This is a genomic window from Cyanobium sp. ULC065 (assembly GCF_977927515.1).
This window is the reverse complement of sequence record NZ_OZ376393.1, coordinates 2,926,688-2,952,233: the sequence shown is the minus strand read 5'-3', so window position 1 is coordinate 2,952,233 and position 25,546 is coordinate 2,926,688. Positions and strand designations below refer to the sequence as shown.

The following is a 25,546-nucleotide window of genomic DNA, read 5'->3' as shown; positions in this document are numbered from 1 at the left end:
AGGCGTTCCTCAACGCCAGGCAACACCGTTACGGTCGGAATCACGTCCCGTTCCTGTTCTGATCGCCATGTCCATGAGGCGTTTGTCTCTCCGCCAGCTGCCTTATCTGCTCCCCCTTGCCGTTCTGCTGGCCTCCCCGGTGCTCACCCGGCCCGCTCCTGCGCCGGCCCAGGCTCAGCCAGGCGGTGCGCCTGGGCTCTCCCGGCAGTCGTTCGTCGCGGACGCTGTCCGCAGCGCCGGGCCGGCGGTGGTGACGATCGACACGGAGCGCACGGTGGTGAGCGGTGGCGGCTCAGGGCTGCCGCGCGGCCTGATGGCTGATCCCTTTTTCCGCCAGTTCTTCAACCTGCCCCAGGCTCAGCAGCCGTCCCAGCGCACCGAGCGGGGTCAGGGCAGCGGTGTGATCTTCCAGGCCGATGGCCTGCTTCTGACCAACGCTCACGTGGTGGAGAACAGCGACCGGGTGTATGTGGGCCTCAAGGATGGGCGCCGGGTGGAAGGGAAAGTGGTGGGGCTTGACCGGCTCACCGATCTCGCCTTGGTGCGTTTGCTGAGCCCAGGGCCGTGGCCGGTGGCCAGGCTCGGGAACTCTGATGCGCTGCAGGTGGGCGACTGGGCGATTGCAGTGGGCAATCCCTTCGGTCTCGATAACACCGTGACCATGGGGATCATCAGTAACCTCAACCGCAACGTGAGCAAGCTGGGCATCACCGACAAGCGGCTGGATCTGATCCAGACCGATGCCGCCATCAATCCCGGCAATTCCGGCGGGCCCTTGCTCAATGCCGATGGTGAAGTGGTGGGGATCAACACCCTGGTGCGCTCCGGCCCCGGCGCCGGCCTCGGTTTTGCGATTCCGATCAACCGCGCCCGCAGCATCGCGAATCAGCTGCTGGCCACCGGCCGAGTGGACCACCCGATGATCGGCGTCGGCCTCGACAACGTGCCCGGCACAAATCCAGGCAGCGCCCCGCGCGGTGCCCTCGTGCGCTCGGTGCTGCCGGGCAGTCCTGCCGCATCAGCGGGTCTGCGGCCCGGCGATGTGATCGTGGCGGTCGAGGGGCGTCCCCTGCCCGGCCCCGCCCAGATGATCGCCGCCGTGGAAAGCAATGGTGTGGGCCGGCCGATGGCGTTGCGCATCATCCGGAACGGCGCTGACATCGACCTTCAGGTCACCCCGACTGCCATGGTGGGCCAGGGCCAGCGGCGCTGATCGATCTCCGGTGCCCAGCGATCCGGGCCACTGAGCAGCTCGCAGAAACGAACGGTGATCAGCAGGGCCACAAAAACGAGCACTGCTGCAGACCCTGGCGAGAGGAATCACGAAGCGAATGGTCAGAGAAAAGCCATTGGGTCGTCAGACCCAATGGCTTGCTCGTTGGTGTTCAGGCTTGAGTCAAACGGGCTTGGGCCCGTCCTCCTTGGGACAATCGGCCGTGCGCCAATCGGCATTGCGATCGGATCTTTTGAACCATGCAGCCGCTGGTTGAGCGCTGCCGGCCGGAGGGGCTGGCAGCGCTGGGGCGACAGTGCAGAGGCCACCGTCAGAGCACGTCCGGGCCAGCCACGGAAAACTCCTGATTCAGTTTGAGAGCCGTGGGCTGGCTCTGCCCCTGAGGGTCGCTGAGGCGGCTCGGCGGACTGCCAAGCTGCTGGCGCATCATCCACTCGGTAGCGGCTCGCTGGGTTTGCCAGGCCTGGAGCAGCTGTTTGGCCAGACCGCGCAGCGACTGGGCGTCTCCGGTGGAGTCGATGACGCGGGTCATGCGCTCCAACTCAAATTGCTGGCCAAGGGTGAGGGCGAGCGGTTCGGACATTCCTGGCATCGCGGCGGATCAATGAACCGCCCCAATGCTACGAAGTGTTTCGAGGTCGCTCGTATCGATCGCCACAGAGTTAAGGGGATCGTGTCAGGGTCCCACCATGGCGGGTCTCGCGCCCAGGGATCAGTGGTGCATCCGCAATTGCTCTACACACTCGGTGATGCAGGCACCATCATCCAGTGAGCAAGTGGTGATGCATTCGAAGTAAGACTCAACAGAGTCTCCTGCGGCATCTCGCCCGTGGGCAGCATCCATGGCGATCATGCCGGCGTCAAGGGCGTCGGCGCCAAAGGAGGAGGGGGAGGACAGACGGGGATCGCTCATTGGTCCTGCGGCGTGGGATACGGTCAGGATATGCAGATCAATAGGAGGGGTCCAGGAAAATGAGTTTTCCTGCCTAAGCCTTCATGAAGTTTTCTGTGGTAACTGCTGCATAGAGCGGGCTCTCAGGCGCTTCTCCTGCCTCAGGTCCATGTGATGCATCCGGCCGTAAGCGGGTGTGGAGTGGCGGGAAGCGGGCCTGGCCATGGTTGGCGCTCCGCTCAACAGGCCTGGGCACCACTGACCCGGCACCGCTGAGCCCGGCTCCGACAGCGGGTGATCAGGCGTTGAGGGGCCGGTGGGATGCACCGATTGGTCCGGTTGCTTTCGGTTGGTACCCCTGCTTCCTGGTGGTCAACCGTCTGAGGTTGGCGCTGTGGCTTGCCCTGGCTGCGGGCGGCCGCGCTCAGTCCTGGCGGGTCTTGCGCGAGGCCGCTTTGGCCTGTTGCTTTTCCTTGTTGGCGGCCGTTCTGGCGCGACGGGCCTGGACCTCCTGCTCCAGCCGCTCGGCTTCGGCCTCTTCGCGCTTTTTCTCCAGGTAGTAGGCGTAATCCCCCCGGTAGAGCACCAGCTCGCCATCGCGCAGCTCCACGATGCGGTTGGCCACCTGGGCGATGAAATAGCGGTCGTGGGAGACGATCAGCGCCGCCCCGTCGTACTCCTGCAGTGCCTGCTCGAGCATCTGCTTGGCGGGGATGTCGAGGTGGTTGGTGGGCTCGTCAAGGATCAGCAGGTTGCAGGGAGTGAGCAGCATCAACGCCAGAGCCAGCCGCGCCTTTTCGCCGCCGCTGAGCTGCCCCACCTGTTTGAACACCGCATCGTTGCTGAAGCAGAAGCTGCCCAGCAGGGAGCGCACCTGGGTCTGGGTCCAGTCGGGCACCGCCTCGAACAGGGTGTCGATCACGGTTTTCTCCAGATCGAGTGCCTCGGCTTGGTTCTGCTCGAAGTAACCCGGCACCACGTTGTGATCGCCAAGGCGGGCGATGCCCTCGTCCACCGGCTCCAGACCCATCACCAGGCGCAGCAGCGTCGATTTTCCGGCGCCATTGGGGCCGACAAAGGCGATCCGATCGCCCCGCTCCACCTCAAGACCCGCGCCGAGAAACAGGATCCGGTCGCCGTAGCTGTGGCTCATGTCTTCGATCAGCGCCACCTGCCGGCCGGAGCGGGGCGCCGGCGGGAACTGGAAGCTGGGGCCGGACACCCCTTCCAGCGGAGCTTCGATCCGCTCCACCTTCTCCAGCAGCTTTTCGCGGCTCTTGGCCTGGGTGCTGCGGGTGGCGCTGGCGCGGAAGCGGTCGATGTAGGCCTGCTGGCCCGCCAGTTCCTTCTGCTGGCGTTCGAAGGCGGCCTGGGTGGCTTCCCTCTCCAGTGCCTTCTGCTCGAGGTGCTGGCTGTAGTTGCCCAGGTAGGTGCGGGAGATGCCGCGCTCGGTTTCCACGATCTGGTTGCAGATCCTGTCGAGGAAGGTGCGGTCGTGACTGACCACGACGATCGGCACGGGCTGGGCCACCAGGTAACCCTCCAGCCACTGGATCGTTTCCACATCCAGGTGGTTGGTGGGTTCGTCGAGCAGCAGCAGATCGGGATCCTGCAGCAGGACCTTGCCGAGCGCGATCCGCATCTGCCAACCGCCGGAATAGTCGCCCACCGGCAGGTCGGCGGATTCGGGGGTGAAGCCGATCGTGGGCAGGAGCTTGTCGATGCGGGCGTCGAGCTCGTAGCCGTGCAGGGCTTCGAAGCGGCTGTGCAGCCGCCCCAGTTCGTGGATCAGATCGTCGAGATGATCGGGGTCGGCGCTGGCCTGCTCGCTCGCCATTTCATGCTCCACCCGATGCTGACGGATCAGCACCTCGGCGGCCTCCCCGAACGCCTGGAAGAGCTCCTCCCGCACGGTGCGGCTGGGATCCACATCGAATTCCTGCTTGAGGTACACGATGCGGGGATTCCCCTGGCGCACCACCTGGCCGCTGCTGGGTTCCTCAAGCCCGGCGATCAGCCTCAGCTGGGTGGATTTGCCGGCACCGTTCACCCCCACCAGACCGATCCGGTCGCCTGGCTTCACTTCCCAGGTGACGTCGCGCAGCGCTTCGCCGGTGGGGTAAAGCTTTGAGACGCGTTCCAGACGAAGCACAGCGTGGGGGGTATTGGGAGTTGTGTCCCATCATCACGCCTGTGCCCGCCTGGAACCGTATCGGCACACTGGAGGGAGGAGAAAGGCGCCGCGATGATGGCCCACCGGCTGGAGCCATGGTGAAACGACTGGAGCAAGTGGCGGCGCTGGTGGTGGCCGCCGGTCTGGCACTGGTGAGTTACTGGCTGTTCTTCAGCTGGTCGCAGGGTGGCCGCTCCGATCGCCTGGCTCCGCGCAGCCTGACGCCCATGCCGGAAGGAACGGGAACCGAGCTGGCGCGCCCCCAAGGAACAGCCGCGCCGTTAGCAGGGGGAAACCTGCCGCTGCCAGCGGACCGCACACACCCCTGAGCGGGCGCACGTCCCTCTTCATCAGACGTGCGCCAAGGGGCTTGCGCAGAGCCACGCCGGCTGGGTTACGTAGAGCTCGTTGGCCTGGCCTGAGCAGGTAGCTGCGCGCCTCGATCAGAGCCCGCCGCGCGCCTTGACCAGCCACTGCCGCGTGCCTTCATCGTGGCTGGCCAGATGCTCCTTGACCTGCTCGGCGGTGACGGGCAGATTCCATTGCGCGCCCAGTTCCACGATCCGCTGCAAGGTGCCCTTCGGGTCTTGCAGCGCCTGGCGGAACAGCAACTGGGTGAGCTCGTGGTCTTGCTGGATGCGGGCGTACAGCTCGGCAACGGGGGTTGGAGCAGCGCTGGAATCTGTCATGGAAACGGATGGGAGCCGTTGATCTGGTTCGACGTTATGGGTGGCTGGTGAGTGGGGCGAGAGATTGTGTGGTGTTGATGGACTTCGGCACCAGGCTGCGGCGGAAGGGGCGTGCCTCCCGCGGGGCCCGCAGCAGCTGGGAGAACAGCACCGCCAGCGCCTTCCACTCCGGCGGAGCCTGACGCTGCGGCCAGCTGCCCGGGGTGCAGTACAGAAACTCAATGAGCGCGTTGTGGCTGTCCCAGCTGAGCGCCTCCCAGGCCAGTGCCACGTTCCGTTTCCGCTTGGCCAGGCAGCTGGCCGGCAGGGGGGCCGGCAGGCCAGGCAGCTGCAGGGTGGCCTCGCTGAACGGCGGCAGGTCGGCGGTGAGGCGGCCTTCCAATCCCCGCTCGCTGATGGCTTCGACCTGGAGCGTGCAGGTGATCCCCTCCGCCCGCAGCTGGACCGGCAGGTGGAGCGCCAGCCAGGGGGTGGGATCGAGACAGGGGGGATCGATGCAGCAGCGCAACGCCACCAGCAGGGCAAAGGTGTTGAGGCCGCCCCAGAACAGCCCCACCCAGTGGGTGGTGGGAGCCAGCGGGCCCGCCTGCAGTTGCAGCAGCACGGCGCCGAGATTGGCGAGGTTGACCACCAGCAGCACGAGCAGAGGCAGCATCAACGACCAGGCGCCTCCGCCGTGCTGGCGCAGGCGGTGCTTGGGCGTGATCGTGAAGCCTCCAGCCGGCATCACCAGGCTGCGCAGCACGGTGATCGCCAGTGGCACCGCCAGCAGCCAGCTCATCAGCTCCGGCAGCAGGGCATGGCGGGAGCCGCGGGTGAGCCAGCCCACCAGGGCCAGTTGGCTGCAGAGCACGGGCAGGGCATAAACGAGAAACTGCTCGAGCGTCATGCGGATCGGCAGGATGCCCAGCAGCCCCACACACAACGGCATCAGCAGCAGGATCAGCCGGGGCAGGTTGTTGAACCAGTGCAGCAGCCCCTCGCTGTAGGAGAAGCGCTGCTGTGCCGAGAGCCCCCGCAGCCGCAGAGGATTGGCGTTCAGGCGCAGGGTCTGCAGGGTGCCGGTGCACCAGCGCAAGCGCTGCTGGACGAAATCGGCCATCGTTTCGGCCGCCAGTCCGGCGCTGAGCTTCTCTGGCAGGTACACGAGGCGATGGCCGCGGGCGGTGAGCTCCAGGCCGGCCACGAAATCCTCGGAGAGCGCCCCCGGATTGAACCCACCGATGGCCGCCAGCGCCGAACGCCGCACCACGAAGGAGGTGCCGGCACAGACGACGGCGGCGTTGCCATCCCGCACCGGCTGGATCCAGCGGTAGAAGCTCTCCTCATCGGGAAGCAGCCAGCGCTCCATCGCCAGGTTGCGCATCAGCGGGTCGGCGTTGATGAAGGTCTGGGGGGTCTGCACCAGCGCCACATCCGCCTCCAGAAAGAAGCCGAGCGTGCGCTCGAGAAAGTGGGTCTGCGGGATGAAGTCGGCATCGAACACCGCCACCAGTTCCGCATGGCTGTGGCTGAGACCGAAATTCAGATTGCCCGCCTTGGCGCCGCGGCGATCGGGGCGGCTGAGGTAAGTGCAACCGAGGCGGTTGGCGAGCTCTTCCACCTCTGCGCGGCCGCTGTCGTCGAGCACGAACACGCGCTTGTGGGGATAACGCATCGCTGTCACGCCCACCAGACAGCGCCGCAAGACCGCCAGCGGCTCGCCGCAGGTGGGAATCAGCACATCCACCGGCGGCTGCCAGGTTCCGGCGCGGAAACAGGCTTCGAGTCGATCGGCCTGCCGCTCCCGTGGCGGAATCGCGCGCCAGCTGAGCAGGATCTGCATCATGCCGGTGCCCAGCAGGAAGGCTTCGCAGCCCAGCAGCACCAGAGAGAGGGTGAGCGCCAGCGCTGATGAGGTGTTGAGGCTGAAGCCCACCCGCCACACCAGGTAGCGCAGCACCAGAAACAGCAGCAGGGCCGCCGCCAATCGGCGCGCCGCCAGCGGACGCAGGGCTTCAGGCCGGTGGGTGAGCCAGCGGGCCGCCGCCAGCACCAACAGCACCGGCAGCAGGGCGGGGGCCAGCGAGGCCGAAGGAATCAGAGGGAAGGCGTTCAAGGTGGGGTCGGCGTTCCCCGAATACCGTCCCAACACCTTGCCGGATGCATTCCTGCGCCGTGGAAATCGCCGGCCGGGCCTGTGACAGGGTGCGTCTGAGCGTTGCTTGGCCAGCGGGACAGGGGCGCTCGCTTCAGGCCGCGCAGGGCGAGTCGAGCTCCTCCTGTTCGGACGCGGAGGCATCTTCCATGGTGCGGGCGTCGAGGCAGAGCACCTTGCGCAGCTGGGCGTAGTTGGAGGCCTGGGATTTGTGGCCCTCCTGGGCTGCGGCGAACTCCGCGCGCTGAAGAACGTGGTGCAGATGGGTGAGCAGATACGTGCTGATCACGGCGGACACGAGCACGTCACTTTTCTCGGCGCCACGGCCCGATCGATCGCTGCTGCCGGCGGCGCGGGCTGCAGTGCTGGCGGCGCGCCTGGCGGGTTTCGAGGCTGCCACCTGGCTTGCCTTGGTGTCGCCGGGGGTGGTGGGCCCGTCCGTGGCCCGGGTCACAGCCCTTGTCACGGCTTTCGTCATGGCTTCGGTCGTGGCTTTGGTCATGGCTTGGGGGCGGCGCATGCGCAGAGCTCCACAAGCATACGGCTGGATACTATCCCTGTGCACCTCTGTACACTCGTGTGTAGAGCAAGCGCACCCTGGGGCCGTGGCCACCCGTCAGACCTCCGCCAGCGGCCGCCCCAAGTCACCTCGCATTCAGGTGGTGCTGCCTGAAGAACTCTGTGAGCGGCTCGCCGCGGTGGCGGAGGCGGAGTCGCGCACGGTCAGCAACATGGCCAAGGTGCTCATCCAGCAGGGTCTGGATCGTCTCGATCAGCCGCCGCCCGAGCTGCCGCCGGAACGGCCGCGCGATGCCCGCAGTCAGCGCCAGTTGCGCACCGATCAGTTCCGCCAAGCCCTGGAGCGGCAGCAACGCAATGGACCAGGTCGTCTGCGGGGGGCGCCGCGGCGCCTACGGCTCTACCGGCCGGCGAGCTGAACGGCTTTTCTGGTCCGCCGGTTGACCGCGGCTTGGGTTGGCCGGTGCCTGCGGCGGCGGCAGTGGCGGGCGCTCAGGTGGTGGGAGTTGCGCGCACGCCCAGCACTGCGCTGCGGGAGGCCCCTGTGACGGAAGGCAGGGAACCGGGATGGCAGTGGTGGTGCCACCAGGCCAGCAGTGCGAAACCCAGCGCTTCCCGCTGGGCCGGCTCCACCCCCAGCTCCGACAGGGGCCGCACCATCACGCCGCGGCAGCGCTGGCGGAGCTCACGCACCAGCGTGCCGTTGTGGGCGCCGCCGCCTGCCAGTACCAGCTCCACTGGCCGGGTGCCCCGCTCCAGGTCCTGAGCGACAACCGCCGCACTGAAGGCGGTGAGGGTGGCAAGTGCATCTGCCTGCTGGGTGGCAAGTCCTGAGTTCTCGGGTTCGGCTGCCAGGGCGAGTTCCTGCAGGCGGCGGCGCAGATCCTCCTGGCCGAACAGTTCGCGGCCGGTGGACTTCGGCGCTGGCAAGTGGAAATAGTCGTCCTGCAGCCAACGGGCGATCAAGGCGTTCTGCACCTTGCCGCGGGCAGCCCAGGCGCCATCGCGGTCGTAGCCGAGGCGGCCATCGCTGAACTGCGCCACCGCAAGGTCGATCAGGGTGTTGGCCGGGCCGCAGTCCCAGCCCGTCACCGGGGCCTGCCGCTCCGGGCCACTGGCCGGCGGCAGCAAGGAGAGATTGGCGATGCCACCGAGGTTGAGCACCGCCCGCCAGCCGCCGATGCGTGGCAGCAACGCGGCATCGGCGGCTGGCACCAGTGGCGCGCCATGCCCGCCGAGTGCCAGGTCATGGGCGCGCAGATCAAACACCACCGGCGTTTCCAACAGCTGGGCCAGCAGGGGGCCCTGCAGGAGTTGCCAGCTGGCACCGCGACCTTCGGGTGTGGGCGGGCGATGCCAGAGGGTCTGGCCATGGCAGCCCACCAGCTCCGCCTCGCCGGCAGGATCGCAGCTGCGGGCGGCGCGCGCCTGTTCGACGGTGACCGCCTCCGCCAGATCCAATAGCGCGGCAGCGGTGTGTGGCTCCCCCTGACCCACCGCCACCAACTGGGAGCGCAGCTGCTCGGGGTAGGGGGTCGAGGTGCTGTGCAAGACACGCCAACGGGGATGGTCGCAAGGACCTTCAAAGCTGGCCAGCACGGCGTCGATGCCATCGGCGCTTGTGCCGCTCATCAGGCCCAGAACCTTCATCGGCTCAATGGGAGGGAAGGGCCTCGAGCGCCTCGCTGCTGCCCATCACCACCAGCAGTTCGTCCTCGTTGAGCACGTGGGAGGCCGGAGGGTTCACGGTGAGGTGGTTCTGGGGACCGGCCGCCAACACACTGACGTCGTGGTTCTTGCGCAGGTTCAGATCGCGCAGCGAGCGACCCACGAACGCCGTTGGCACCTTGATCTCCTCGATGCTGTTGCGGTCGTCGAGACGCAGCCGCTCCAGCAAGTTGGGCCGCACCAACTCCATGCCGAGCCGGGTGCCCTGCATCTTCGAGGGGAACACCACCCGATCGGCGCCGACCCGCCGGAGCATCTTTTCGTGCAGATCGCTGGTGGCCCGCGCGATCACCTGGCGCACGCGGCTGCCGGGAGCATCCTTGACGATCAAGGTGGCGGTGATGCTCGCCTCGATCGGCTCACTGATCGCCACCACCACCGTGCCCACATCAAGGGCGCCAGCTGCGCGCAGCGCTTCCTCATCGGTGCAGTCCACGACCCGCGCCTCGATGGCTGGATCCACCTGGCGCATTTCATCGATCGCCCGCTGGGAGTTGTCGATGGCCAGCACTTCCGCATCGAAGCGGAGCAACTCCTTGCAGACGGCACTGCCGAAGCGGCCCACGCCGATCACAGCGAAGCTTCTCGACACCGTGTCACTGCCACCTTGCCACTGCCACCACTGGGTCATGAGCGGTGCAATGGCAGGGGACACAGGGAAAGGCGCATGACGATCAGAGGGAGAGCTCTTCGCGGGGATAGCCCACACGATTGTGGGTCCTGTTGGGGTAGAGGGAGGAGAGCAGCAGCAGAATCCCCGCCCGGCCCACAACCATGCCCACCATCATCACCACCTGCCCCCAGCGGTTGAACTGGGCGGTGACGCCCACATTGAGCCCAACGGCGTCGAAGGCCAAGCACCGGGGCCATGGCCACCACGCACAGCACGAAGCAGGGCGAATGTGGTGGTTGTGGTGGCAACGCCGGTGCCGCCCGGGCTGGCTCCGCTGAACGTCAACGCCATCAGCCCGAGGCCGCTGGTGAGAATCAGCCCCACCAGCACACGTCGTCGTTGGAGCAGAACGGGCTGGCCATCACCACGGTGCCCACGGCGACCATCAGCATCCCTGTCACCAGGGTGAACTGCGGAACGATGAAACGGTGCTGCCAGCCCGATCGTGTGCTCACGTGTTGGGCTGGGGGGTCATGCGCAGGTAGGGCTTGACCTCAGTGACGCCTTTGGGGAACTTGGCCCGGGCGTCTTCGGTGGAGATCGAGGGAACCACGACGCAGTCGTCGCCCTGCTGCCAGTTCACCGGTGTGGCCACCTGGTGGTGATCGGTGAGCTGCAGGGAATCGATCACCCGGAGGATTTCATGGAAGTTCCGGCCCGTGCTGGCGGGATAGGTGATCTGCAGACGCAGTTTCTTGCTGGGATCGATGATGAACACCGAACGCACGGTGAGGTTGTTCAGCGCCTTCGGGTGGATCATCCCGTACAGATCGCTCACTGATTTGTCCGCATCCGCCAGGATCGGATAATCAACGATCGTGCACTGGGTTTCATTGATGTCGCCGATCCAGCCTTTGTGGCTCTCGGCGGAATCAACGCTCAGGGCAATCGTCTTGACATTGCGCTTCTCCCACTCCGGGCGCAGGCGGGCCACTTCACCCAGCTCCGTGGTGCACACAGGGGTGTAGTCGGCCGGGTGGGAAAACAGCACGACCCAGCTGTCGCCGGCGAAGTCGTAGAGGTTGATCGGACCCAGCTGGGAATCCTGGGTGAAATCGGGGACGGTGTCACCGAGTTGAAGAGGCATGGCAGGGGGGATGAGACATCGTTGATCGTGCCATAGCCCTGCGGTCAGCAGACCTGGGTGATCATCCAGTTACGCAGTCCCTCCAGGCCGAAGTTTGCGGTCGCTGACACAAACAGCATGGTGGGGTGCAAGGTGCGGGCCAGCTCCAGCGCCTGCGCGTCGCAGCGGTCGATCTGGTTGCCAACCATCTGACGCGGCGCGGTGCTGCCGAGGGTGTCGAGCAGGGCGTTCACCGCTTCGAGCTGCTGCGGCCAGGCCGGGTCCGAAAGATCGACCACCACCAGCAGCTGATCGGCGTCGAGGGTTTCCTCCAGCGTCGAGCGGAACGCCTCCACCAGGGGCGGCGGGAGGGCGCGGATGAAGCCGACCGTGTCAGTGATCAACAGCCGCACCAGCCCCCCTTGCCCATCCGGCAGGTCAAGCCGCCGCGTGGTGGGATCGAGGGTGGCGAACAGCTTGTTCTCGGCCAGCACCTCCTCACCCGCCACCGGGCGGGTGAGGGCATTGAGCAGGGAGCTCTTGCCGGCATTGGTGTAGCCCACCAGGGCCAGCCGCCTGACGCCCTGGCGTCCCTCGCGCAGGCGCGCCCGGTGCTCCCCCAGCCGCTGCACCTCCCGCTGCAGGCGGTCGAGGCGTCGGGCAATGGCCCGCCGGTCTTTTTCCAGCTGGGTTTCCCCCGGGCCCCGGGTGCCGATGCCACCCCCCTGACGCGAGAGGCTCTGGCCGCGGCCGCTGAGCCGCGGCAGCCGGTAGCGCAGCTGGGCCAGTTCCACCTGCAGACGCCCGGCGCCGCTGGCGGCCCGCTGGGCAAAGATGTCGAGAATCAGTTCGGTGCGGTCGCTGATCGGCAGGTCCAGCAGCCGCTCCAGGTTGCGGGCCTGCACCGGCGTCAGGTCCCGATCGGTCACCACCAGGGTGGCTCCCAGTCGGCGGGCCTCCAGGGCCGCCTCGCGCAGTTTCCCTTCCCCCCAGAGCGTCTGGGGCGCCGCTTGCTGGCGCTTCTGCTGGATCAAGCCCACCGGCAGCGCGCCGGCGCTCCGCACCAGCCCTTCGAGCTCGGCGATGTCGCGCTGGCTTGCGGCACCGTCCTCACCGATCAGGGCCAGCAACAGCACCCGTTCGGGCCCAGCCTGGGGCGCCGGCCCCGGGGCGTCGTTGGCGGCCTCCGCGGGCAACGGCGAGTGAGCGGCCTCGCAGAGCTCGGCCAGGTCGGCCTCTCGGTACAGGGCCCAGGGGCGCCCCTCCTCCTGGCTGATGGTGTAGGACGCTGCCGCCCAGCGCCCCCCCGCGGCGGCCTTGTCGGGGTAGCGCAGCCACACCAGCGGCTCCAGATCGAGCCCCACCAGCGCTTCGCTGGCCAGCGGCTCCAGGCCGGGCTTGCGGCCCACGCAGGTGATCAGGCGCAGGTCGCTCCCCTGGCGCCGCTCGCTGCCGGGCAGTCGCTCGATCAGCCGGCCCGATTGCTCCAGTGGCCCCACCCACAGCAGGCGGGTGAGGCCGCGGCCGTCCACCACCAGGCTCAGCGGCAGCTCCAGCTCACGGGCCTCGGCGGCTAGCCGTTGCAGGCAGAGCAGTTCCGCGCCTCCCCCTTCCGGGTGCCGGCGGTGGGACAGCCGCTCCAGGCGGCGTTTCTGGGCGGGGCGCAGACCGCTGACACGCCCCAGCAGCACAGCTTGTTTCAACGGCGCGGGTGCATCGGGTCAGGGGCGTTGGATCCGCAGGCAACGCACACCGGTGGCTGCCGCCCCTTCAGCATCCTCGGGGCTGTCCCCCACATGCCACACCTCAGCGGCCTCAAGGCCGAGGGCCGTCAGCGCCAGCCGGAAGGGCAGGGGATCGGGTTTGGCGGCCCCGGCCGCGCTGGACACGATCACCGCCTGAAGATGTTCCGCCAGGCCCAGCCCGCTGAGCAGCCCGTTCAGACGCCCGTCGAAATTGCTCACCACCGCCAGCCGGAGGCCCACGGCCGCCCAGTGTTCAAGCGCGGGAGCCACCCCGGGGAGCACCCGCCACAAAGCAGGATCAGCAAAGCGGAGATACAGCTCCTCCTGCAGGGCGCCAGGGGCGCGCGCGCCGCTGCCAGCGCCCTGCAGGGCAGCATCGATGCGTGCGCCCCACCACTGCCGCTCGGCCCGTTCCAGTTCCTGCTGTTGCAGACCCGGAAAGGCCAGGGGCGGGGCCTGGCGCAGCACGGCCGGAAAGACCTGGTCGATTGCGGCAGCGCTCAGCGTGATTCCATGCCCGGCAGCGGCGGCGGCATAGGTGGTGCCCACCGATTCCCGCAGGCCGATCAGGGTGCCCATCGCATCGAGCAGCAGCCCCTTCGGGGCCGGCCAGGCGTCCGTGGCAGCGGCGGCGATCACGGTCGGGGCGGCGGCGTGCGGGCGGGTTCGCCGGCGCCGAACAGGGGGCGGCCCAGGTCGGAAAGCCAGCCGGAGGCCACGCGCAGCTGATGGGGGAGCCCCGGCAGACGGCCCAGGTAGGTGAGCTGGCGGAGGCGGTAGGCGGCGGATCCGGCCAGGGTGAGGCCCAGCCCGGTGAGGCTGGCCTCGCCGATGCCAAGGCTGATCATCTCGCCGAGATCGTTCCAACGGAATGGGCTGGTGGGTTCGCCGGCCAGGCTGCGAATCAGGTTGTCGGCCAGCACGTCGGCCTGCTGGAAGGCCACCTGGGCCGTGCCGGCCAGGGGCTCACCATCGGCATCGGCCGCGTGGGCCACATCGCCGAGGGCAAACAGGTGGGGATGCTGCACCAACGACAGATCGGGGTGGCAGAGCAGACGGCCGCGGCGGTCGGTGGCCGCGGTGGGCGTGATCGCCGGCGCCGCCGCTGTCACCCCGGCGGTCCAGACCACGCCATCGACGCTGAGATGCTCCGTGTTGGCGGCGCCCCCGCCCGCCGGTTCGTGTCGCAGCGTGACCCGGCCCGCCTCCACGGCTTCCACCCGGGTGTGGGTGCGCAGGCGCACATCGCGGCGCAGCAGGGCGGTGCGGGCCTGCTCCCGGTTGAAGGCTCGCGCCTCAGGCAACAACTCGGCGCCCTGCTCCACCAGCTCCAGCACGGCGTGGCCCTGCAGCAGGTCGGCAAGCTTGCAGGCCAGCTCCACTCCGCTGGCCCCGGCCCCCACGATCGCCAGACGCTGCAGGGGGCGCTGTTGCGCCTGGAGTTGTTGTACCAGCGCCTGAAGGCGCTCCACATCCGCCAGGCAGCGGAACTGCAGGGCGTGGTCGTGCACCCCGGGGATGCCGAAATCATTGCTGCGGCTACCGGTGGCCACCACCAGCCGGGAGTAGGGAAGGCAGCGGCCCTGCGCGGTGGTGACGGTGCCGCTGGCGGCGTCGATGCTCACCACCCGGTCGCGCAGCCAGGCGATGCCGCGGCTGGCCAGCAGGCTGGCGTAGGGCGGCGCCACCTCCCAGGCACGCAGCTCATCGGAGAGCAGCTCGTAGAGGAGCGGCAGAAAAACGAACCGCTCGTTCGGCTCCACCAGCACCACAGGCGGAGGGTCACGCCGGGCAGCCAGGGCCAGCGCCGTGTAGAGGCCACCGAAGCCGCCCCCGACGATCACCACCGGATGGGGGGGCTCCCACGAGGACGTGGTGCCCGCACCGGCTTCGGCTGGATTGGGGAAGGGGGTGCGGTCCCCGCTGGTCTCCGCCATGGGTACGGCGTCTCGGTTGTGGCGTTGACTACCCGAACCCTAACCAGAGCGTTTCGTCACAGGAGATGATGGCGTTCATGGCCGCCACCATCTCCCCCACCCTTCCCACCGACCGCCAGGGCCTGCCGCTCGACGCCGAGGCCGCAGGGAGGGTGGTGGAAGCCCTCCCCCCCGAGGACCAGCTGCGCTGGGGAAGGGACACCTTCGGTGATCATTTTGCTGTGATCACCAGCTTCGGCATTCAGTCTGCGGTGCTGTTGCACATGGCCGCCGCACTCGACGCCGCCCTGCCAGTGATCTGGGTCGACACGGGTTATCTCCCCCCCGAGACCTACCGCTATGCAGAGCAGCTCACGGATCTGCTGTCGCTCAATCTGCACGTGGCCCAAGCCGAGGTCAGCCCGGCCCGCATGGAAGCTCTGCATGGCCGGCTGTGGGCCACCGGCGATGCCGATGATCTGGATCTCTACCACCGCCTCCGCAAGGTGGAACCGCTCGATCGCGCGTTCGAGGCGATCGGCGTGGCCTGCTGGGCCAGCGGGGTGCGTGGCGTACAGACTGACCACCGCGCCTCAATGCTGCCGCTCCAACCGGTGCGGGGCCGCTGGTCGCTTCGACCGCTGCTGAACTGGACCAACCGGGACGTGTACTACTACCTGCAGAACAACGGCCTCCCCCAGCACCCGCTCTTCGAACAGGGTTATTCCACTGTGGGCGACTGGCACTCCAGCGGCCCCGACGACGGGAGTGGCCGCGCCACCCGCTTCGGTGGCCTGCATCAGGAGTGTGGCATCCATCTGCCCGGTGTGATGGGCGAAGGTATCTAGGTGGTGGGGGTCGCCGGCGGCACTCCGGGCCGCGCGGCGAGCTTGGTGCTGCTGATCGGCAACACTCACTGGCACTGGGCGCGGCGCGAACCGGCCTCGGAGCCTGATGAACTGGCAGGCCTCCGCTGCTGGAGCACGCGGCCGCCCCAGCGCCTGGAGCCAGCAGACCGCGACCTGCTGCTGGCCTGGGCCGCCGTGGGGCCCTTGCCGCCGGAGCTGGCCTTGCCGCTGCGGCACAGGTGCACGCTTGATGCCGTGCCCCTGCTGGGCATGCCGGCCTGGCTTGGCATCGATCGGGCTCTGGCGGGCTGGGGAGCCTGGCAGCGCCAGCAAGGGCGTCTGGCGCCTCAAGGGCGCCTGGGGGGTGGTGGCCAAAGCGATGGCCCCAGTGGCGCGGTGCTGGTAGCCGATGCCGGCACGGCGCTGAGCCTCACCCGGGTGGCCGGAAGCGGCGCCTTTGCGGGTGGAAGGCTGCTGGCTGGCGCCGGTCTGCAGCTGGCGGCGCTGGCCGGGGGCACGGCCCTGCTGCCGCAACAGCGACTGCCGGACCCGGCCATGCCCCTCGACCTCTGGCCCAGCGCCACTGGAGCCGCCATGGCCAGCGGTTGCCTGTGGGGGTTGGCCCATGCGATCGCCGGGGCCTGCCGGCAACACGATGCGGAGCCGCCGCCGGGCCTGTGGCTCACCGGCGGCGATGGCCCCCGGCTGGCCCCGCTGCTGCAGGAGCTGGGTCAGCCGTTCGAGCTCGTGCCCGACCTGGCGCTGGAGGCGCTGGACGCGCTGAGCGCTGCCCGGCTCAGGCGGCTGGGGCGCTCAGGCCCAGATCGATGAGCACCTGCTCCGCCATTTCCTCGGCTTTCACCTTGCGGTAGATCTTCTCGAGGGTGCCATCGGGGGCCACCACGAAGCTGTGGCGCATCATCCCCATGTATTCCTTGCCCATGAACTTCTTCAGTCCATAGCTCTCGTAGGCGGTGGCCACCGGACAGGGTTCCGCATCCGTGAGCAGGGTGAAGGGGAGCTCGTATTTGCTGATGAACTTGCCGTGGCTGGCGGCCCCGTCCTTGCTGATGCCCAGCACCTTGATGCCATGGGCTTCGAACTGGCTCCACAGATCGCGGAAGCCGCAGGCTTCCTTGGTGCAGCCCGGGGTGTCATCCTTCGGATAGAAGTAGATCACCACGCGCTGGCCCTTCAGGGCGGAGAGCTGCACCGGATGGCCTTCCTGATCCGGCAGGGTGAACTCGGGCGCGGGATCACCGATCTCAAGGGTCATGAAGCTGTCCAAAGCTGGGCTGGCTGGAGCCTAGGGGCGGCTAGGGTCCGCCCACTTCCTGGCCGCTCATGGCCCCCGTCGTGCGCCTTGGTCTGATCGGAATCCTGGTGGCGCTTGGCCTGGCCGGCCTCACCCAGCTGCGCCTGCACCCCCCCCTGGCCAGCCGTACCGATGCGGACACGGCGGGGCTGTTGGCGCGGCTGGAGACCCAGGAAGCCCTGCTCGGGCAGCGCCAACAGGTGTCGCTCTTGCTGAACCGTTTCGTGGGCGCGGAGATCACCCGCTACTTCTGGGGCGGCTTCACCCCTTACCTCGATGTGCTCGGCATCGAGATTCCCGCCACAATGACTGCCGATGTGGTCTTCAACCAGGACCGGGTTCAGCTGGTGCTCACCCCGACCGGTGGCGATGAGATCTACCTTGCCCGGGTGGAGGCGGTCGAGAATGCCCCCCGCGGTGCCGTCTGCCGTGGATCCCGGCCGGCGCCTGATCCCGAGGCCTTCCCCAGCCAGGACAACCGGCTCCTGTGTCCCTCAGGCTGGGTGGCCCTACCGGCCGTTCGCCCCGCCACCGCAGGGGCGGTGCGGTCTTGAACCCCTGGTGAGCGGCCTGCCGGTCATGCCCCACGCTGATGAGGTTCCGCTGCAGAGGCGCCGCATCCTTAGCACCTGACGCGCTTGGGTCTTCATGTTCGACCGATGACGAGTTGTTGGCAGATGCAACCGGGCTGATTAGGTTCGGATTGTTGTTCCAGAACTGATCCGTGCTGAAGCGTCTTGCCGCTGGCCTCCTGATGGGGTCGGCTCTCGTGGCCTCCACCCTGCCGGCCTCCGCCGCTGTTGATAACGACCTCCCCGTGCGCTGGAACACCGGCGGTGCCGTTTGGTCCACCCCAATGGGCGCTTTCGGCACCTTCCTTGAAACCGGCGAAATCACCGACCGTGGCTTGGCTGGTGGCCTCAATCTTTCCGGCTGGACGGCCGCCGAAGTGCGCGACGGTCTCTCCAAGTCGTACAGCGTCGACCTGGTCGGCGTCACCCGTTTCCTCTATTCCGATGAGGGTGTGAAGTTCCTCAAGAATCAGAGCCGCAGCTATTTCCCTTACTGGACGATGAGCACCTACGCCGTGCAGGGTCTGCGCAGCGCGATCATCGCCGATGCCAAGGATGGCCAGATTTCCTCGGCCGGAATCATGGCGGCGCTGCCGGTGGATTACCGCCTGGCGGATACCTGCGGCACCTACGACGGCAAGCAGAACATCTGCGCCGAAGGCAAGTGCAAGGAAGGTTCCGCCCAGTGCACCTCCCTGCTGTCCTGGTACGTCTTCCTGCCGGCCTGCATCCAGGCCAACCAGATGGGCGATCCCGTGGCCAAGGTTCAAAACTTCCAGGCTCCTGTGGTTGCCCCTGCCGCCGAGCCCATGCCCATCCGCGGCCTCTGGTGAACCCTCGCGGTTCAGCCTTACCGCCCCGGGATTCCCGGGGCTTTTTTCATGGCCACCAGCAGCGTGTGCTGCAAGGCCTGCGCCAGCTCTGCCCCTTCCAGATCGGCGCTGAGCTGCTCCAGCCGCCCAGTGGAGTTCCTGCCGAGGGCGGCGCTCAGCTGGTGCCCATAGCTCGCCCCCTCGCCGAACCAGCGCTGACGCAAACCGACAGAGAGCGTCATGCTGAGCGGTTCGCGCCACTGCTCAGGTTCCACCCTCCAGCCCCGCGCCTCAAGGCCCTGCTGCAGGGCGTCCGCGCCGGGTCCGTTGCCCAGCCCGCCGCTCTCCCACGCAGCCGCCTGCTGCAGGAGGGTTGCCAGCTCCTGCGAAACGGAACGCTGCCGCTGCCGCACCAGCTCAGTGAGGGCCCCAGCCGGACCGATCAGCGGCAGGCTCTGAAGCCACCGTATCTGGGCCCCTGGCGCCGCCAGGTCGCTGATGTGGTCAAGCCAGGTCGCCAGGCCTGACGCCTCCAGATCCTGAAAAGGGGAGCGGCCCACGATCCACTCGAAGCGTTCACCCGGCTCCAGGGCCGCGATCAGCGCCTCAGGGTGGGCGCCGGGAATGCACAGCAGCCGCGGGCGCCGCAGCTGATCCAGCACCTGCAGCTGGGCCTCCAGTCGCCCCCGTTCCGCCTCTGCCGCCACCGTGATCACCACGCCTCCTTCCGGCGTGGCGTCGAGCGGATCCAGGCTCCACAGCAGCGAGCGCGCATTCAACACCAGGCAACGGTCCTGCCGCTGCCACCGCACCCCCTCCCAGAAGCGCTGCCGCAGCCGCTCGAGGCGCTGGCCCTCACTGCCGATCTGGCGCCGCAGCCAACGTTGCAGGGCCGGATCCTCGGGGCCAGTGGTGAGCAGGATCCCCTGCTCGAGATCGGCTTCGGCCGCGGCCGCCAGCTGGGCAGCCCGACGCCGCTGCAGGCCCGCTCCGAGCCCTCCCTCCCAGCCCAGGGCACCCGGCTTCCAGAACACCTCCCCCTGCAGGGCACCGGGCAGATATTGCTGGGCCACCCAGTGCTCCGCGTAGGCATGGGGGTAGCGGTAGCCCACCCCGTCGCCGAAGGCCTTGCCATCGCGGTTGGCATCCCGCAGGTGGGAGGGCACCTCCTGGCGGCTGGTGGCACGCACGCTCTTGAGCGCATCGAAGAACCCGAGCACGCTGTTGCTCTTTTCGGTGGAGGCCAGGTAGAGCGCCGCCTGGGCCAGGGGGTAGAGCCCTTCGGGCAGGCCTACCCGCTCGAAGGCGGCGGCGCAGGCCTCCACCACCACCACGGCCTGCGGGTCCGCCAGCCCCACGTCCTCACCGGCGGCGATCAGCATGCGGCGGAAGATGAAGCGGGGGTTTTCGCCGGCCTCCACCATGCGGGCCAGCCAGAACAGGGCGGCATCGGGATCGGAGCCCCGCAGTGACTTGATGAAGGCACTGATCGTGTCGAAGTGGGCATCGCCCTGCTTGTCGTAGAGCACGGCCCGCTGCTGAATCGACTCTTCGGCGATCGCCAGATCGATGTGGATCACCCCATCGGCGCCGGGGTCTGTGGTTTCCACCGCCAGTTCCAGGGCATTGAGCAGGCTGCGGGCATCGCCGCCGGCCACATCCAGCAGGTGGGCGCTGGCGTCGGCCTCGATCTGGATCGGCCGCCCGCCATAGCCGTGCTCCACATCCGCCAGGGCCCGCTCCAGTAAGCGGCGCAGATCCCCAGGTTCGAGCGGTTGCAAACGGAACAGGCGGGAGCGGCTCACCAGCGCCTTGTTCACCTCGAAGAACGGGTTTTCCGTGGTGGCGCCGATCAGGGTGATCGTGCCGTTCTCGACCCAGGGCAACAGGGCGTCCTGCTGGGCAGCGTTGAAGCGGTGCACCTCATCGATGAACAGGAAGCTGCGCAGACCGTGCCGACCCAGCCGTTCGCGCGCGGCCTCCACCTCGGCCCGCAGCTCCTTCACCCCCGCCAGCACCGCGTTCAGGCTGGCGAAGTGGGAGCGGGTGGTCCCGGCGATGATGCGGGCGAGTGTGGTCTTCCCCACACCAGGTGGCCCGTGCAGGATCAGGTTGCCCACCCGGTCGGCGGCGATGGCGCGACGCAGCAGGCGGCCCGGGCCGAGGATCGCCTCCTGGCCGACGAAATCATCAAGCCCGCGCGGCCGCATGCGGTCGGCCAGCGGGGCGATCTGCTGGCGCTGGCGCGCAGCTTCGAAGTCGAACAGATCGGTCACACCCTTCTGTTTCGCCGCAATCCTCGGCATGCTGACCCGGTGGGTGACAATCCTGCGACCCACCCCGGCGCACTGCATTGACGCGTGGGCCCTTCAGAATCCCCCCAACCAGAGCCTGCTGCGTGATTCTTCCTCTCCGCTCCATGTCAGTTGGAACGGGTGTGTCTCTGGCGGCCGCCCTGCTGGCACTCTCGGGTTGTGGAAGCGGCCCGCCAGCGCCGCAGCAGCGCCAGGTGCAGGTGTCCACCCAGCCGGTGGCGCTGGGTCGCTTCAGCAACGATGTCGACACGATCAGCACCCTGGAGGCGATTGAGGAGGTGCAGCTGGCCGCCCAGACCGCCGGCCGCATCGAGCGCCTGTTCGTGCGTCAGGGTGACGTTGTGCGCCAGGGCCAGCTTCTGCTCGTGCTCGACCAGGCCCAGGTGCGCGCCGATGTGGCCAGCCTGATCGCGCGGCGCGACAAGGACCGGCTCAATTACGAGCGCTTTGAGTTTCTGGTGCGCCAGGGTGCCGCCAGCGCGCTGCAACGTGATCAGCTGCGCGCCGAATACATCCAGTCGCGCGAGGCGGTGGTGGCCCGACAGGCCGACCTCGCCTTCAACAACCTCACCGCGCCGATCGGGGGTGTGATCAGCGACCTGCAGGTGAAGCAGGGCGATGTGATCGCCGCTGGCGCGCCCTTCACCAAGGTGGTGCGCAACGACCGACTGATGGCCCGCATCGATGTGCCGGGTGCCTTCAGCGACCGGGTGCGGCCCGGCCTGCCGGTGGTGCTGCAGGAGCCGCTGGGCGATCGGGTGCTGGCCAGGGGCGTGGTGGGATCGGTGGATCCGGCCGTCACCCCCGGCACCCAGGCGTTGCTGCTGAAGGCGGAGTTTCCCAATCCCAATGGCGCCCTGCGCACCGGCCTGCGCCTGCGCACCCGCGTGCAGCTGGCGGCCGGCGATGTGCCCTCCGTGCCGTTCGTGGCGGTCACCCAGTCGTCGGGCCAGAGCTTCGTGTTCGCGGTGGGAACCCTGCAGGATCTGGAGCGCAACCCCGGCAGGGCCGACCTTGAGGCGCTGCGCAAGTTGCCACCGGGCACCAGCTTCGCCTTGCAGGTGCCGGTGCAGCTCGGTGAGCTGCAGAACAACCGCTATCCGGTGCTCAAGGGCGTGGATCTCAACGATCGGGTGATCACCACCAACCTGCTCACCCTGCGTCACGGCACACCCGTGACGGTGAAGTGAGGAGCCGCCGATGTCTGCTTCCGACAATTTCATCACGCGGCCGGTTCTGACCACCGTCTGCAGCCTTCTGATTGTGTTCGCCGGGCTGATCGCCATCCCGCTGCTGCCGGTCGAGAACCTGCCGGATATCGCCCCGCCCACCGTGCAGGTCACCTCCCGCTACAACGGCGCCGATGCCCTCAGCGTCGAGCAGGGGGTTACGGCCGTGCTGGAGCAACAGATCAACGGTGTCCAGAACATGGAGTTCATCAGCTCCAACAGTTCCGCCGACGGCACCAGCGCCATCACGGTGTCCTTTGTCAGCGGCACCGACGGTGACATCAACCAGGTCAACGTGCAGAATCGGGTGGCGCTGGCCCAGCCCCAGCTCCCCGAGGAGGTGCGCCAGTCGGGGGTGGTGGTGAACCAGGCCTCCAACTCGATCCTGCTGGTGGCCAACTTCGTGAGCGAAGACCCAGCCAACCCTTTCAGCATCGAGACGATCAGCGGCCTGCTGGATCAAGGGCTCACCGATGCCCTCCGGCGGGTACGGGGCGTGGGCAGCATCGCGTATTTCGGCAACCGCCAGCTGGCGGTCCGCCTCTGGCTTGATCCCGACCGGCTGGCCGTCAACAAGCTCACGTCAGCCGATGTGGTGGCAGCCCTCAGTTCCCAGAACCGGCTGGTGCCGGCCGGCCGGGTGGGCGGTGCGCCGGCGCCCGACGGCCAGATGTTCACCTTCACGGTGCAGTTGCAGGGGCGGCTGCGCACCAACGAGGAATTCGAGCGCATGATCCTGGGCACCACCCAGGATGGGGGCCTGATTCGCCTCAGCGACGTGGGCCGCGTTGAGCTGGGCGGTGAAAGCTTCGATGTGGGGGCCACCGACCTGCGGGGGGTGCCGTCCGTGGGCCTGGCGGTCTACCAGCTCACCGGCAGCAACGCCCTGGAGGTTTCCAACGGTGTCAAGGAGGTGATCGACACCTTCGAAGCCACCCTGCCGCCGGGCATTCGAAAGGAGATCATCTACGACAACACCGACTTCATCAACGCCTCGATCGAGGGGGTGACCGGAGCACTGCGGGATGCGGTGCTGCTGGTGGTGCTGATTCTGTTCCTGTTCCTGCAGGACTGGAAAGCCACGATGGTGCCGGGGATCGCCATTCCTGTGGCCCTCGTGGGCACCTTTGCCTTCGTCAAGGCCTTCGGCTTCTCGCTCAACCAGCTCACCCTGTTCGGGTTGGTGCTGGCCGCCGGCCTGGTGGTGGATGACGCCATCACCGTGATCGAGGACACCTCAACCAAAAAGAAGGAGGGGCTCTCGGCCGTGGCAGCCGCCATGGCCACCATGAACGAGCTGTTCGGTGCCGTGATCGCCACATCCCTTGTGCTGTTTGCGGTGTTCCTGCCGGTGCTGTTCTTCCCAGGCGCCACCGGCACGATCTACAAGCAGTTCGCCGCCACGATCCTCTTCGCGGTAACGATCTCCACCTTCAACGCGCTCACGTTTTCGCCGATGCTCTCGGCCCTGCTGCTGGCCCGGGAGAGCCCACCCCCTGGGCGCCGCACCTATGCCATCGCCGGCGCGGTGATCGGCGCCATCTATGGGTTGCTGCTCAGCGGTGGTTTCGCAAACCCCCTCCCCATCGTGTTGTTTGGCCTGCTTGGCCTGGCCCTGGGCTGGTTCACCCCGCCGATATTCAGTGGGTTCAACCGCTTCTATGCCGGCTTTGAGCTCCGCTACGAGGGTGCCCTTGGCTGGGCGCTGGGCCACCGCAAGTTGGTGATGTCGGTGTTGGTGGGGGGGGTGGTGCTCACCGGTGTCGCTTTCAACGCCATCCCATCCGGTTTTGTACCGGTGGAAGATCAGGGCTATGCCATCGGCTTCGTGCAGGCCCCGGATGGCACCTCGGTCCAGAAAACCAGCCAGGTCAATGCCCAGGTGGCCGAGATCCTGCGCACTGAACAGGACATCACCTCGGCGGCGATCTTCAGCGGCGCCAGCCTCGATGGCAATGCTCCCAACCGGGGGCTGTTCTTCTTCGGCACCAAGAACTGGGACGATCGCGGGGACGCAGACCAGTCGGTGAACTCGATCGTGGAGCGGCTGAACCGCAAGCTCTCGGTGATCGACGGCGCCCGTGTGTTTGTGGTGGAGCCCCCGGCCATTCCTGGCTATGGCGCCTCCGGCGGTTTCGAGTTCCAGCTGCTGGATCAGAGCGGTGGGGCCCTCAACCTGCCCGAGTTCGCCGGGGTGGCGGGCCAGCTGATCGGCAAGGCCAACCAGGCACGGCCGGATGGCCGTCCCCTGTTCAGCCGTGTGTTCACCCAGTTCAGCGCCGAGTCCCCCCAGCTGGCCGTCACGGTGGACCGTGATCGCCTCGCCACACTCGGCCTCGACTACGGCCAGGCGATGCGGGTGTTCAGCTTCTACTTCGGCGGGGTCTATGTGAACGACACGTTCCAGGAGGGCCGGGTGCGGCGGGTGTTTGTGCAGGCAGATGGCCCCTTCCGGGCCACGCCCCAGCGGCTGCAGGCCATCTTCGTCACTAACTCCAAAGGGGAACCGGTGCCGCTGGCCGAGGTGATCACGGTGGAGCCGGTCACCGGCCCCTCGATCATTCCCCGCTTCAACCTCTTCCGCGCCATCCGGGTGGAGGGCTCGGCGGCGCCGGGGCGCAGCTCGGGCCAGGCGATCAAGGGGATCCTGGGGCTGTTCCAGAGCCTGGATGTGCCCGGCATCGGCTACGACTGGACCGGCATCGCCCGGGAGGAGGTGAGCGCGGGGGCCCTGGCGGTGGTGATCTTCGCCCTCGGCATCCTGGTGGTGTACATGGTGCTGGCGGCTCAGTACGAGAGCTATAGCGATCCGCTGATCATCCTGATGACCGTGCCCACCGCCATGCTCGGGGCCCTGGCGTTCCTCGGGGCCCGTGGCTACGAACTGAACATCTACGCCCAGGTGGGGCTGGTGATGCTGATCGGTCTGGCGGCCAAGAACGGCATCCTGATCGTGGATCTCGCCAACCAGCGCATGGCCGCCGGCGCCAGCGCTCTGGAGGCGGCCCGCGAGGCGTCCCGCTCCCGCCTGCGGCCCATCATCATGACGGCCGTTTCGTCGTTGTTCGGCTTCCTGCCGCTGCTGTTTGCGAGTGGGGCCGGTGCCCGCGGCCAGTCCTCTCTGGGCACGGTGGTGTTCGGCGGCCTGTTGGTGGCTACGGTGCTGTCGCTGCTGGTGGTGCCGGTGTTCTACGTGGTGGTCAAGCAGCTTGTGCCGCCCCCTCCCGCTCCGCCGAAGGAGGCTCCTGAGGCTGGGGCGATCGAAGGAGCCTCACCCTGATGGCGGCGCCCCAGGCCCGGCTGCGGACGCGCGTAATCCTGCTGGCAGCTGCCATCGGCGCAGGCCTCGGGGCGGCCATTGCCTTCATGCTTCATGCGGTGGTGACCCACACCCCTGTGGAGGTGAGCCCACGCACCTATGTGATCTTCTTCGTGATCTTTACCGCCTTCGGGGCTGTGGCCGGACTCGCCCTTGAAACGGTGCGTCAGCTGCAGGCGGGCAACCCCGATCCTGCTTACCACCGCTACCCGCGCACCTTCCCCCGCTCTTCTCCTCGGCCCTCACCGCGACATAATCCCGAGGGGCCCAGAGATCCTGGTCAGTCATCTGATCTCGGGTGATCTTCGATATGTTCCCTTGCTTTAGTTGAGGTGTCTTAGGGGGCTCTTCTTTCTATCGGTGG

At 67.7% G+C, this 25,546-nt stretch carries 26 protein-coding genes; 10 read left to right on the top strand and 16 right to left on the bottom strand.

Annotated features, from left to right (window positions below):
• Window positions 1-73: 73 nt before the first annotated feature.
• A complete protein-coding gene (locus ACXMDP_RS14710; protein ID WP_233132923.1) occupies window positions 74-1,213 on the top strand; it encodes a trypsin-like peptidase domain-containing protein in 1,140 nt (379 codons plus the stop codon).
• Between the two features lie 331 nt (window positions 1,214-1,544).
• Here ACXMDP_RS14710 and ACXMDP_RS14705 read toward each other — a convergent pair whose 3' ends face one another.
• The 3 genes from ACXMDP_RS14705 to ACXMDP_RS14695 all read right to left on the bottom strand — a co-directional run bounded on the left by ACXMDP_RS14705 (window position 1,545) and on the right by ACXMDP_RS14695 (window position 4,278).
• A complete protein-coding gene (locus ACXMDP_RS14705; RefSeq protein ID WP_259730179.1) occupies window positions 1,545-1,817 on the bottom strand; it encodes a hypothetical protein in 273 nt (90 codons plus the stop codon).
• A 129-nt stretch (window positions 1,818-1,946) separates the two neighbouring features.
• Window positions 1,947-2,147 (bottom strand): hypothetical protein, encoded by a 201-nt coding sequence (locus ACXMDP_RS14700; protein ID WP_259730309.1) that lies wholly within the window; start codon window positions 2,145-2,147, stop codon window positions 1,947-1,949.
• 403 nt (window positions 2,148-2,550) lie between these two features.
• Window positions 2,551-4,278, bottom strand: a complete 1,728-nt coding sequence (locus tag ACXMDP_RS14695; protein WP_259730180.1) for an ABC-F family ATP-binding cassette domain-containing protein — start codon at window positions 4,276-4,278, stop codon at window positions 2,551-2,553.
• A gap of 116 nt (window positions 4,279-4,394) precedes the next feature.
• On the opposite strand from ACXMDP_RS14695, the gene ACXMDP_RS14690 reads away from it, so the two are divergent.
• The gene (locus tag ACXMDP_RS14690; RefSeq protein WP_094512438.1) at window positions 4,395-4,628 is read left to right on the top strand and encodes a hypothetical protein; all 234 of its coding nucleotides are present in this window, start codon (window positions 4,395-4,397) and stop codon (window positions 4,626-4,628) included.
• A 114-nt stretch (window positions 4,629-4,742) separates the two neighbouring features.
• Here the strand turns inward: ACXMDP_RS14690 and ACXMDP_RS14685 are convergent, their stop codons facing one another.
• The 3 genes from ACXMDP_RS14685 to ACXMDP_RS14675 form a co-directional block, all read right to left on the bottom strand.
• Window positions 4,743-4,988, bottom strand: a complete 246-nt coding sequence (locus tag ACXMDP_RS14685; RefSeq protein ID WP_094512441.1) for a hypothetical protein — start codon at window positions 4,986-4,988, stop codon at window positions 4,743-4,745.
• 34 nt (window positions 4,989-5,022) lie between these two features.
• Complete coding sequence (locus ACXMDP_RS14680) at window positions 5,023-7,086, bottom strand: glycosyltransferase family 2 protein (RefSeq protein WP_259730181.1); 2,064 nt, start codon at window positions 7,084-7,086, stop codon at window positions 5,023-5,025.
• A gap of 133 nt (window positions 7,087-7,219) precedes the next feature.
• Window positions 7,220-7,603 carry a hypothetical protein gene (locus ACXMDP_RS14675; protein WP_259730182.1) on the bottom strand — a complete coding sequence of 128 codons (384 nt, stop codon included), beginning with the start codon at window positions 7,601-7,603 and terminating at the stop codon, window positions 7,220-7,222.
• A 127-nt stretch (window positions 7,604-7,730) separates the two neighbouring features.
• Between ACXMDP_RS14675 and ACXMDP_RS14670 the strand changes: the two genes are divergently transcribed.
• Window positions 7,731-8,063 carry a ribbon-helix-helix domain-containing protein gene (locus ACXMDP_RS14670; protein ID WP_094512444.1) on the top strand — a complete coding sequence of 111 codons (333 nt, stop codon included), beginning with the start codon at window positions 7,731-7,733 and terminating at the stop codon, window positions 8,061-8,063.
• Window positions 8,064-8,136: 73 nt separating this feature from the next.
• Here ACXMDP_RS14670 and ACXMDP_RS14665 read toward each other — a convergent pair whose 3' ends face one another.
• The 8 genes from ACXMDP_RS14665 to ACXMDP_RS14630 all read right to left on the bottom strand — a co-directional run bounded on the left by ACXMDP_RS14665 (window position 8,137) and on the right by ACXMDP_RS14630 (window position 14,793).
• A complete protein-coding gene (locus ACXMDP_RS14665; RefSeq protein WP_259730183.1) occupies window positions 8,137-9,294 on the bottom strand; it encodes an anhydro-N-acetylmuramic acid kinase in 1,158 nt (385 codons plus the stop codon).
• 4 nt (window positions 9,295-9,298) lie between these two features.
• The gene (locus tag ACXMDP_RS14660) at window positions 9,299-10,003 is read right to left on the bottom strand and encodes a potassium channel family protein (RefSeq protein ID WP_255140766.1); all 705 of its coding nucleotides are present in this window, start codon (window positions 10,001-10,003) and stop codon (window positions 9,299-9,301) included.
• Window positions 10,004-10,046: 43 nt separating this feature from the next.
• Window positions 10,047-10,229, bottom strand: a complete 183-nt coding sequence (locus ACXMDP_RS14655; RefSeq protein ID WP_259730184.1) for a hypothetical protein — start codon at window positions 10,227-10,229, stop codon at window positions 10,047-10,049.
• Between the two features lie 130 nt (window positions 10,230-10,359).
• On the bottom strand, window positions 10,360-10,500 hold the full coding sequence (locus tag ACXMDP_RS14650; RefSeq protein WP_259730185.1) for a hypothetical protein: 141 nt from the start codon (window positions 10,498-10,500) through the stop codon (window positions 10,360-10,362).
• Complete coding sequence (locus tag ACXMDP_RS14645) at window positions 10,497-11,132, bottom strand: peroxiredoxin (RefSeq protein ID WP_094512461.1); 636 nt, start codon at window positions 11,130-11,132, stop codon at window positions 10,497-10,499. The genes ACXMDP_RS14650 and ACXMDP_RS14645 overlap by 4 nt, the downstream gene beginning before the upstream one ends.
• Window positions 11,133-11,176: 44 nt before the next feature.
• On the bottom strand, window positions 11,177-12,814 hold the full coding sequence (hflX, locus tag ACXMDP_RS14640) for a GTPase HflX (protein WP_259730186.1): 1,638 nt from the start codon (window positions 12,812-12,814) through the stop codon (window positions 11,177-11,179).
• 18 nt (window positions 12,815-12,832) lie between these two features.
• Window positions 12,833-13,495 carry an HAD-IA family hydrolase gene (locus tag ACXMDP_RS14635; RefSeq protein WP_259730187.1) on the bottom strand — a complete coding sequence of 221 codons (663 nt, stop codon included), beginning with the start codon at window positions 13,493-13,495 and terminating at the stop codon, window positions 12,833-12,835.
• Window positions 13,492-14,793 (bottom strand): NAD(P)/FAD-dependent oxidoreductase, encoded by a 1,302-nt coding sequence (locus ACXMDP_RS14630; protein ID WP_259730188.1) that lies wholly within the window; start codon window positions 14,791-14,793, stop codon window positions 13,492-13,494. The genes ACXMDP_RS14635 and ACXMDP_RS14630 overlap by 4 nt, the downstream gene beginning before the upstream one ends.
• Before the next feature lie 77 nt (window positions 14,794-14,870).
• On the opposite strand from ACXMDP_RS14630, the gene ACXMDP_RS14625 reads away from it, so the two are divergent.
• Together ACXMDP_RS14625 and ACXMDP_RS14620 are read left to right on the top strand one after the other, a co-directional pair.
• Window positions 14,871-15,620 (top strand): phosphoadenylyl-sulfate reductase, encoded by a 750-nt coding sequence (locus tag ACXMDP_RS14625; protein ID WP_259730189.1) that lies wholly within the window; start codon window positions 14,871-14,873, stop codon window positions 15,618-15,620.
• A complete protein-coding gene (locus ACXMDP_RS14620; RefSeq protein ID WP_457766972.1) occupies window positions 15,621-16,451 on the top strand; it encodes a type III pantothenate kinase in 831 nt (276 codons plus the stop codon).
• Here the strand turns inward: ACXMDP_RS14620 and bcp are convergent.
• Window positions 16,417-16,896 (bottom strand): thioredoxin-dependent thiol peroxidase, encoded by a 480-nt coding sequence (bcp, locus tag ACXMDP_RS14615; RefSeq protein WP_094512786.1) that lies wholly within the window; start codon window positions 16,894-16,896, stop codon window positions 16,417-16,419. The genes ACXMDP_RS14620 and bcp overlap by 35 nt on opposite strands.
• 68 nt (window positions 16,897-16,964) lie before the next feature.
• Between bcp and ACXMDP_RS14610 the strand changes: the two genes are divergently transcribed.
• Together ACXMDP_RS14610 and ACXMDP_RS14605 are read left to right on the top strand one after the other, a co-directional pair.
• Window positions 16,965-17,489 (top strand): hypothetical protein, encoded by a 525-nt coding sequence (locus tag ACXMDP_RS14610; protein WP_259730191.1) that lies wholly within the window; start codon window positions 16,965-16,967, stop codon window positions 17,487-17,489.
• Between the two features lie 200 nt (window positions 17,490-17,689).
• Window positions 17,690-18,340 (top strand): alpha/beta hydrolase, encoded by a 651-nt coding sequence (locus tag ACXMDP_RS14605; protein WP_457766971.1) that lies wholly within the window; start codon window positions 17,690-17,692, stop codon window positions 18,338-18,340.
• 17 nt (window positions 18,341-18,357) lie between these two features.
• On the opposite strand, the gene ACXMDP_RS14600 is transcribed toward ACXMDP_RS14605, so the two are convergent.
• Window positions 18,358-20,625, bottom strand: coding sequence for an AAA family ATPase (locus ACXMDP_RS14600; RefSeq protein WP_259730193.1), 2,268 nt, complete (start codon window positions 20,623-20,625; stop codon window positions 18,358-18,360).
• 113 nt (window positions 20,626-20,738) lie between these two features.
• Between ACXMDP_RS14600 and ACXMDP_RS14595 the strand changes: the two genes are divergently transcribed.
• From ACXMDP_RS14595 to ACXMDP_RS14585, 3 genes are read left to right on the top strand one after another with little or no spacing between them, the layout of a single operon-like run.
• On the top strand, window positions 20,739-21,824 hold the full coding sequence (locus tag ACXMDP_RS14595) for an efflux RND transporter periplasmic adaptor subunit (RefSeq protein WP_259730194.1): 1,086 nt from the start codon (window positions 20,739-20,741) through the stop codon (window positions 21,822-21,824).
• A gap of 10 nt (window positions 21,825-21,834) precedes the next feature.
• Window positions 21,835-25,143 carry an efflux RND transporter permease subunit gene (locus ACXMDP_RS14590; protein WP_259730195.1) on the top strand — a complete coding sequence of 1,103 codons (3,309 nt, stop codon included), beginning with the start codon at window positions 21,835-21,837 and terminating at the stop codon, window positions 25,141-25,143.
• Window positions 25,143-25,484, top strand: coding sequence for a hypothetical protein (locus ACXMDP_RS14585; RefSeq protein ID WP_259730196.1), 342 nt, complete (start codon window positions 25,143-25,145; stop codon window positions 25,482-25,484). Before ACXMDP_RS14590 ends, ACXMDP_RS14585 begins: the two co-directional genes overlap by 1 nt.
• The last annotated feature ends 62 nt before the right edge of the window (window positions 25,485-25,546 follow it).

What these genes read in the sequence shown, in the direction of transcription:
- ACXMDP_RS14700 (WP_259730309.1), bottom strand. Translation starts at nt 2,147, where the DNA reads ATGAGCGATCCCCGTCTGTCCTCCCCCTCCTCCTTTGGCGCCGACGCC.
- ACXMDP_RS14595 (WP_259730194.1), top strand. Translation starts at nt 20,739, where the DNA reads ATGTCAGTTGGAACGGGTGTGTCTCTGGCGGCCGCCCTGCTGGCACTC.
- ACXMDP_RS14645 (WP_094512461.1), bottom strand. Translation starts at nt 11,132, where the DNA reads ATGCCTCTTCAACTCGGTGACACCGTCCCCGATTTCACCCAGGATTCC.
- ACXMDP_RS14610 (WP_259730191.1), top strand. Translation starts at nt 16,965, where the DNA reads ATGGCCCCCGTCGTGCGCCTTGGTCTGATCGGAATCCTGGTGGCGCTT.
- ACXMDP_RS14690 (WP_094512438.1), top strand. Translation starts at nt 4,395, where the DNA reads ATGGTGAAACGACTGGAGCAAGTGGCGGCGCTGGTGGTGGCCGCCGGT.
- bcp (WP_094512786.1), bottom strand. Translation starts at nt 16,896, where the DNA reads ATGACCCTTGAGATCGGTGATCCCGCGCCCGAGTTCACCCTGCCGGAT.
- ACXMDP_RS14585 (WP_259730196.1), top strand. Translation starts at nt 25,143, where the DNA reads ATGGCGGCGCCCCAGGCCCGGCTGCGGACGCGCGTAATCCTGCTGGCA.
- ACXMDP_RS14660 (WP_255140766.1), bottom strand. Translation starts at nt 10,003, where the DNA reads ATGACCCAGTGGTGGCAGTGGCAAGGTGGCAGTGACACGGTGTCGAGA.
- ACXMDP_RS14675 (WP_259730182.1), bottom strand. Translation starts at nt 7,603, where the DNA reads ATGACGAAAGCCGTGACAAGGGCTGTGACCCGGGCCACGGACGGGCCC.
- ACXMDP_RS14705 (WP_259730179.1), bottom strand. Translation starts at nt 1,817, where the DNA reads ATGTCCGAACCGCTCGCCCTCACCCTTGGCCAGCAATTTGAGTTGGAG.
- ACXMDP_RS14605 (WP_457766971.1), top strand. Translation starts at nt 17,690, where the DNA reads ATGGGGTCGGCTCTCGTGGCCTCCACCCTGCCGGCCTCCGCCGCTGTT.
- ACXMDP_RS14710 (WP_233132923.1), top strand. Translation starts at nt 74, where the DNA reads ATGAGGCGTTTGTCTCTCCGCCAGCTGCCTTATCTGCTCCCCCTTGCC.
- ACXMDP_RS14630 (WP_259730188.1), bottom strand. Translation starts at nt 14,793, where the DNA reads ATGGCGGAGACCAGCGGGGACCGCACCCCCTTCCCCAATCCAGCCGAA.
- ACXMDP_RS14685 (WP_094512441.1), bottom strand. Translation starts at nt 4,988, where the DNA reads ATGACAGATTCCAGCGCTGCTCCAACCCCCGTTGCCGAGCTGTACGCC.
- ACXMDP_RS14625 (WP_259730189.1), top strand. Translation starts at nt 14,871, where the DNA reads ATGGCCGCCACCATCTCCCCCACCCTTCCCACCGACCGCCAGGGCCTG.
- ACXMDP_RS14665 (WP_259730183.1), bottom strand. Translation starts at nt 9,294, where the DNA reads ATGAAGGTTCTGGGCCTGATGAGCGGCACAAGCGCCGATGGCATCGAC.
- ACXMDP_RS14590 (WP_259730195.1), top strand. Translation starts at nt 21,835, where the DNA reads ATGTCTGCTTCCGACAATTTCATCACGCGGCCGGTTCTGACCACCGTC.
- ACXMDP_RS14600 (WP_259730193.1), bottom strand. Translation starts at nt 20,625, where the DNA reads ATGCCGAGGATTGCGGCGAAACAGAAGGGTGTGACCGATCTGTTCGAC.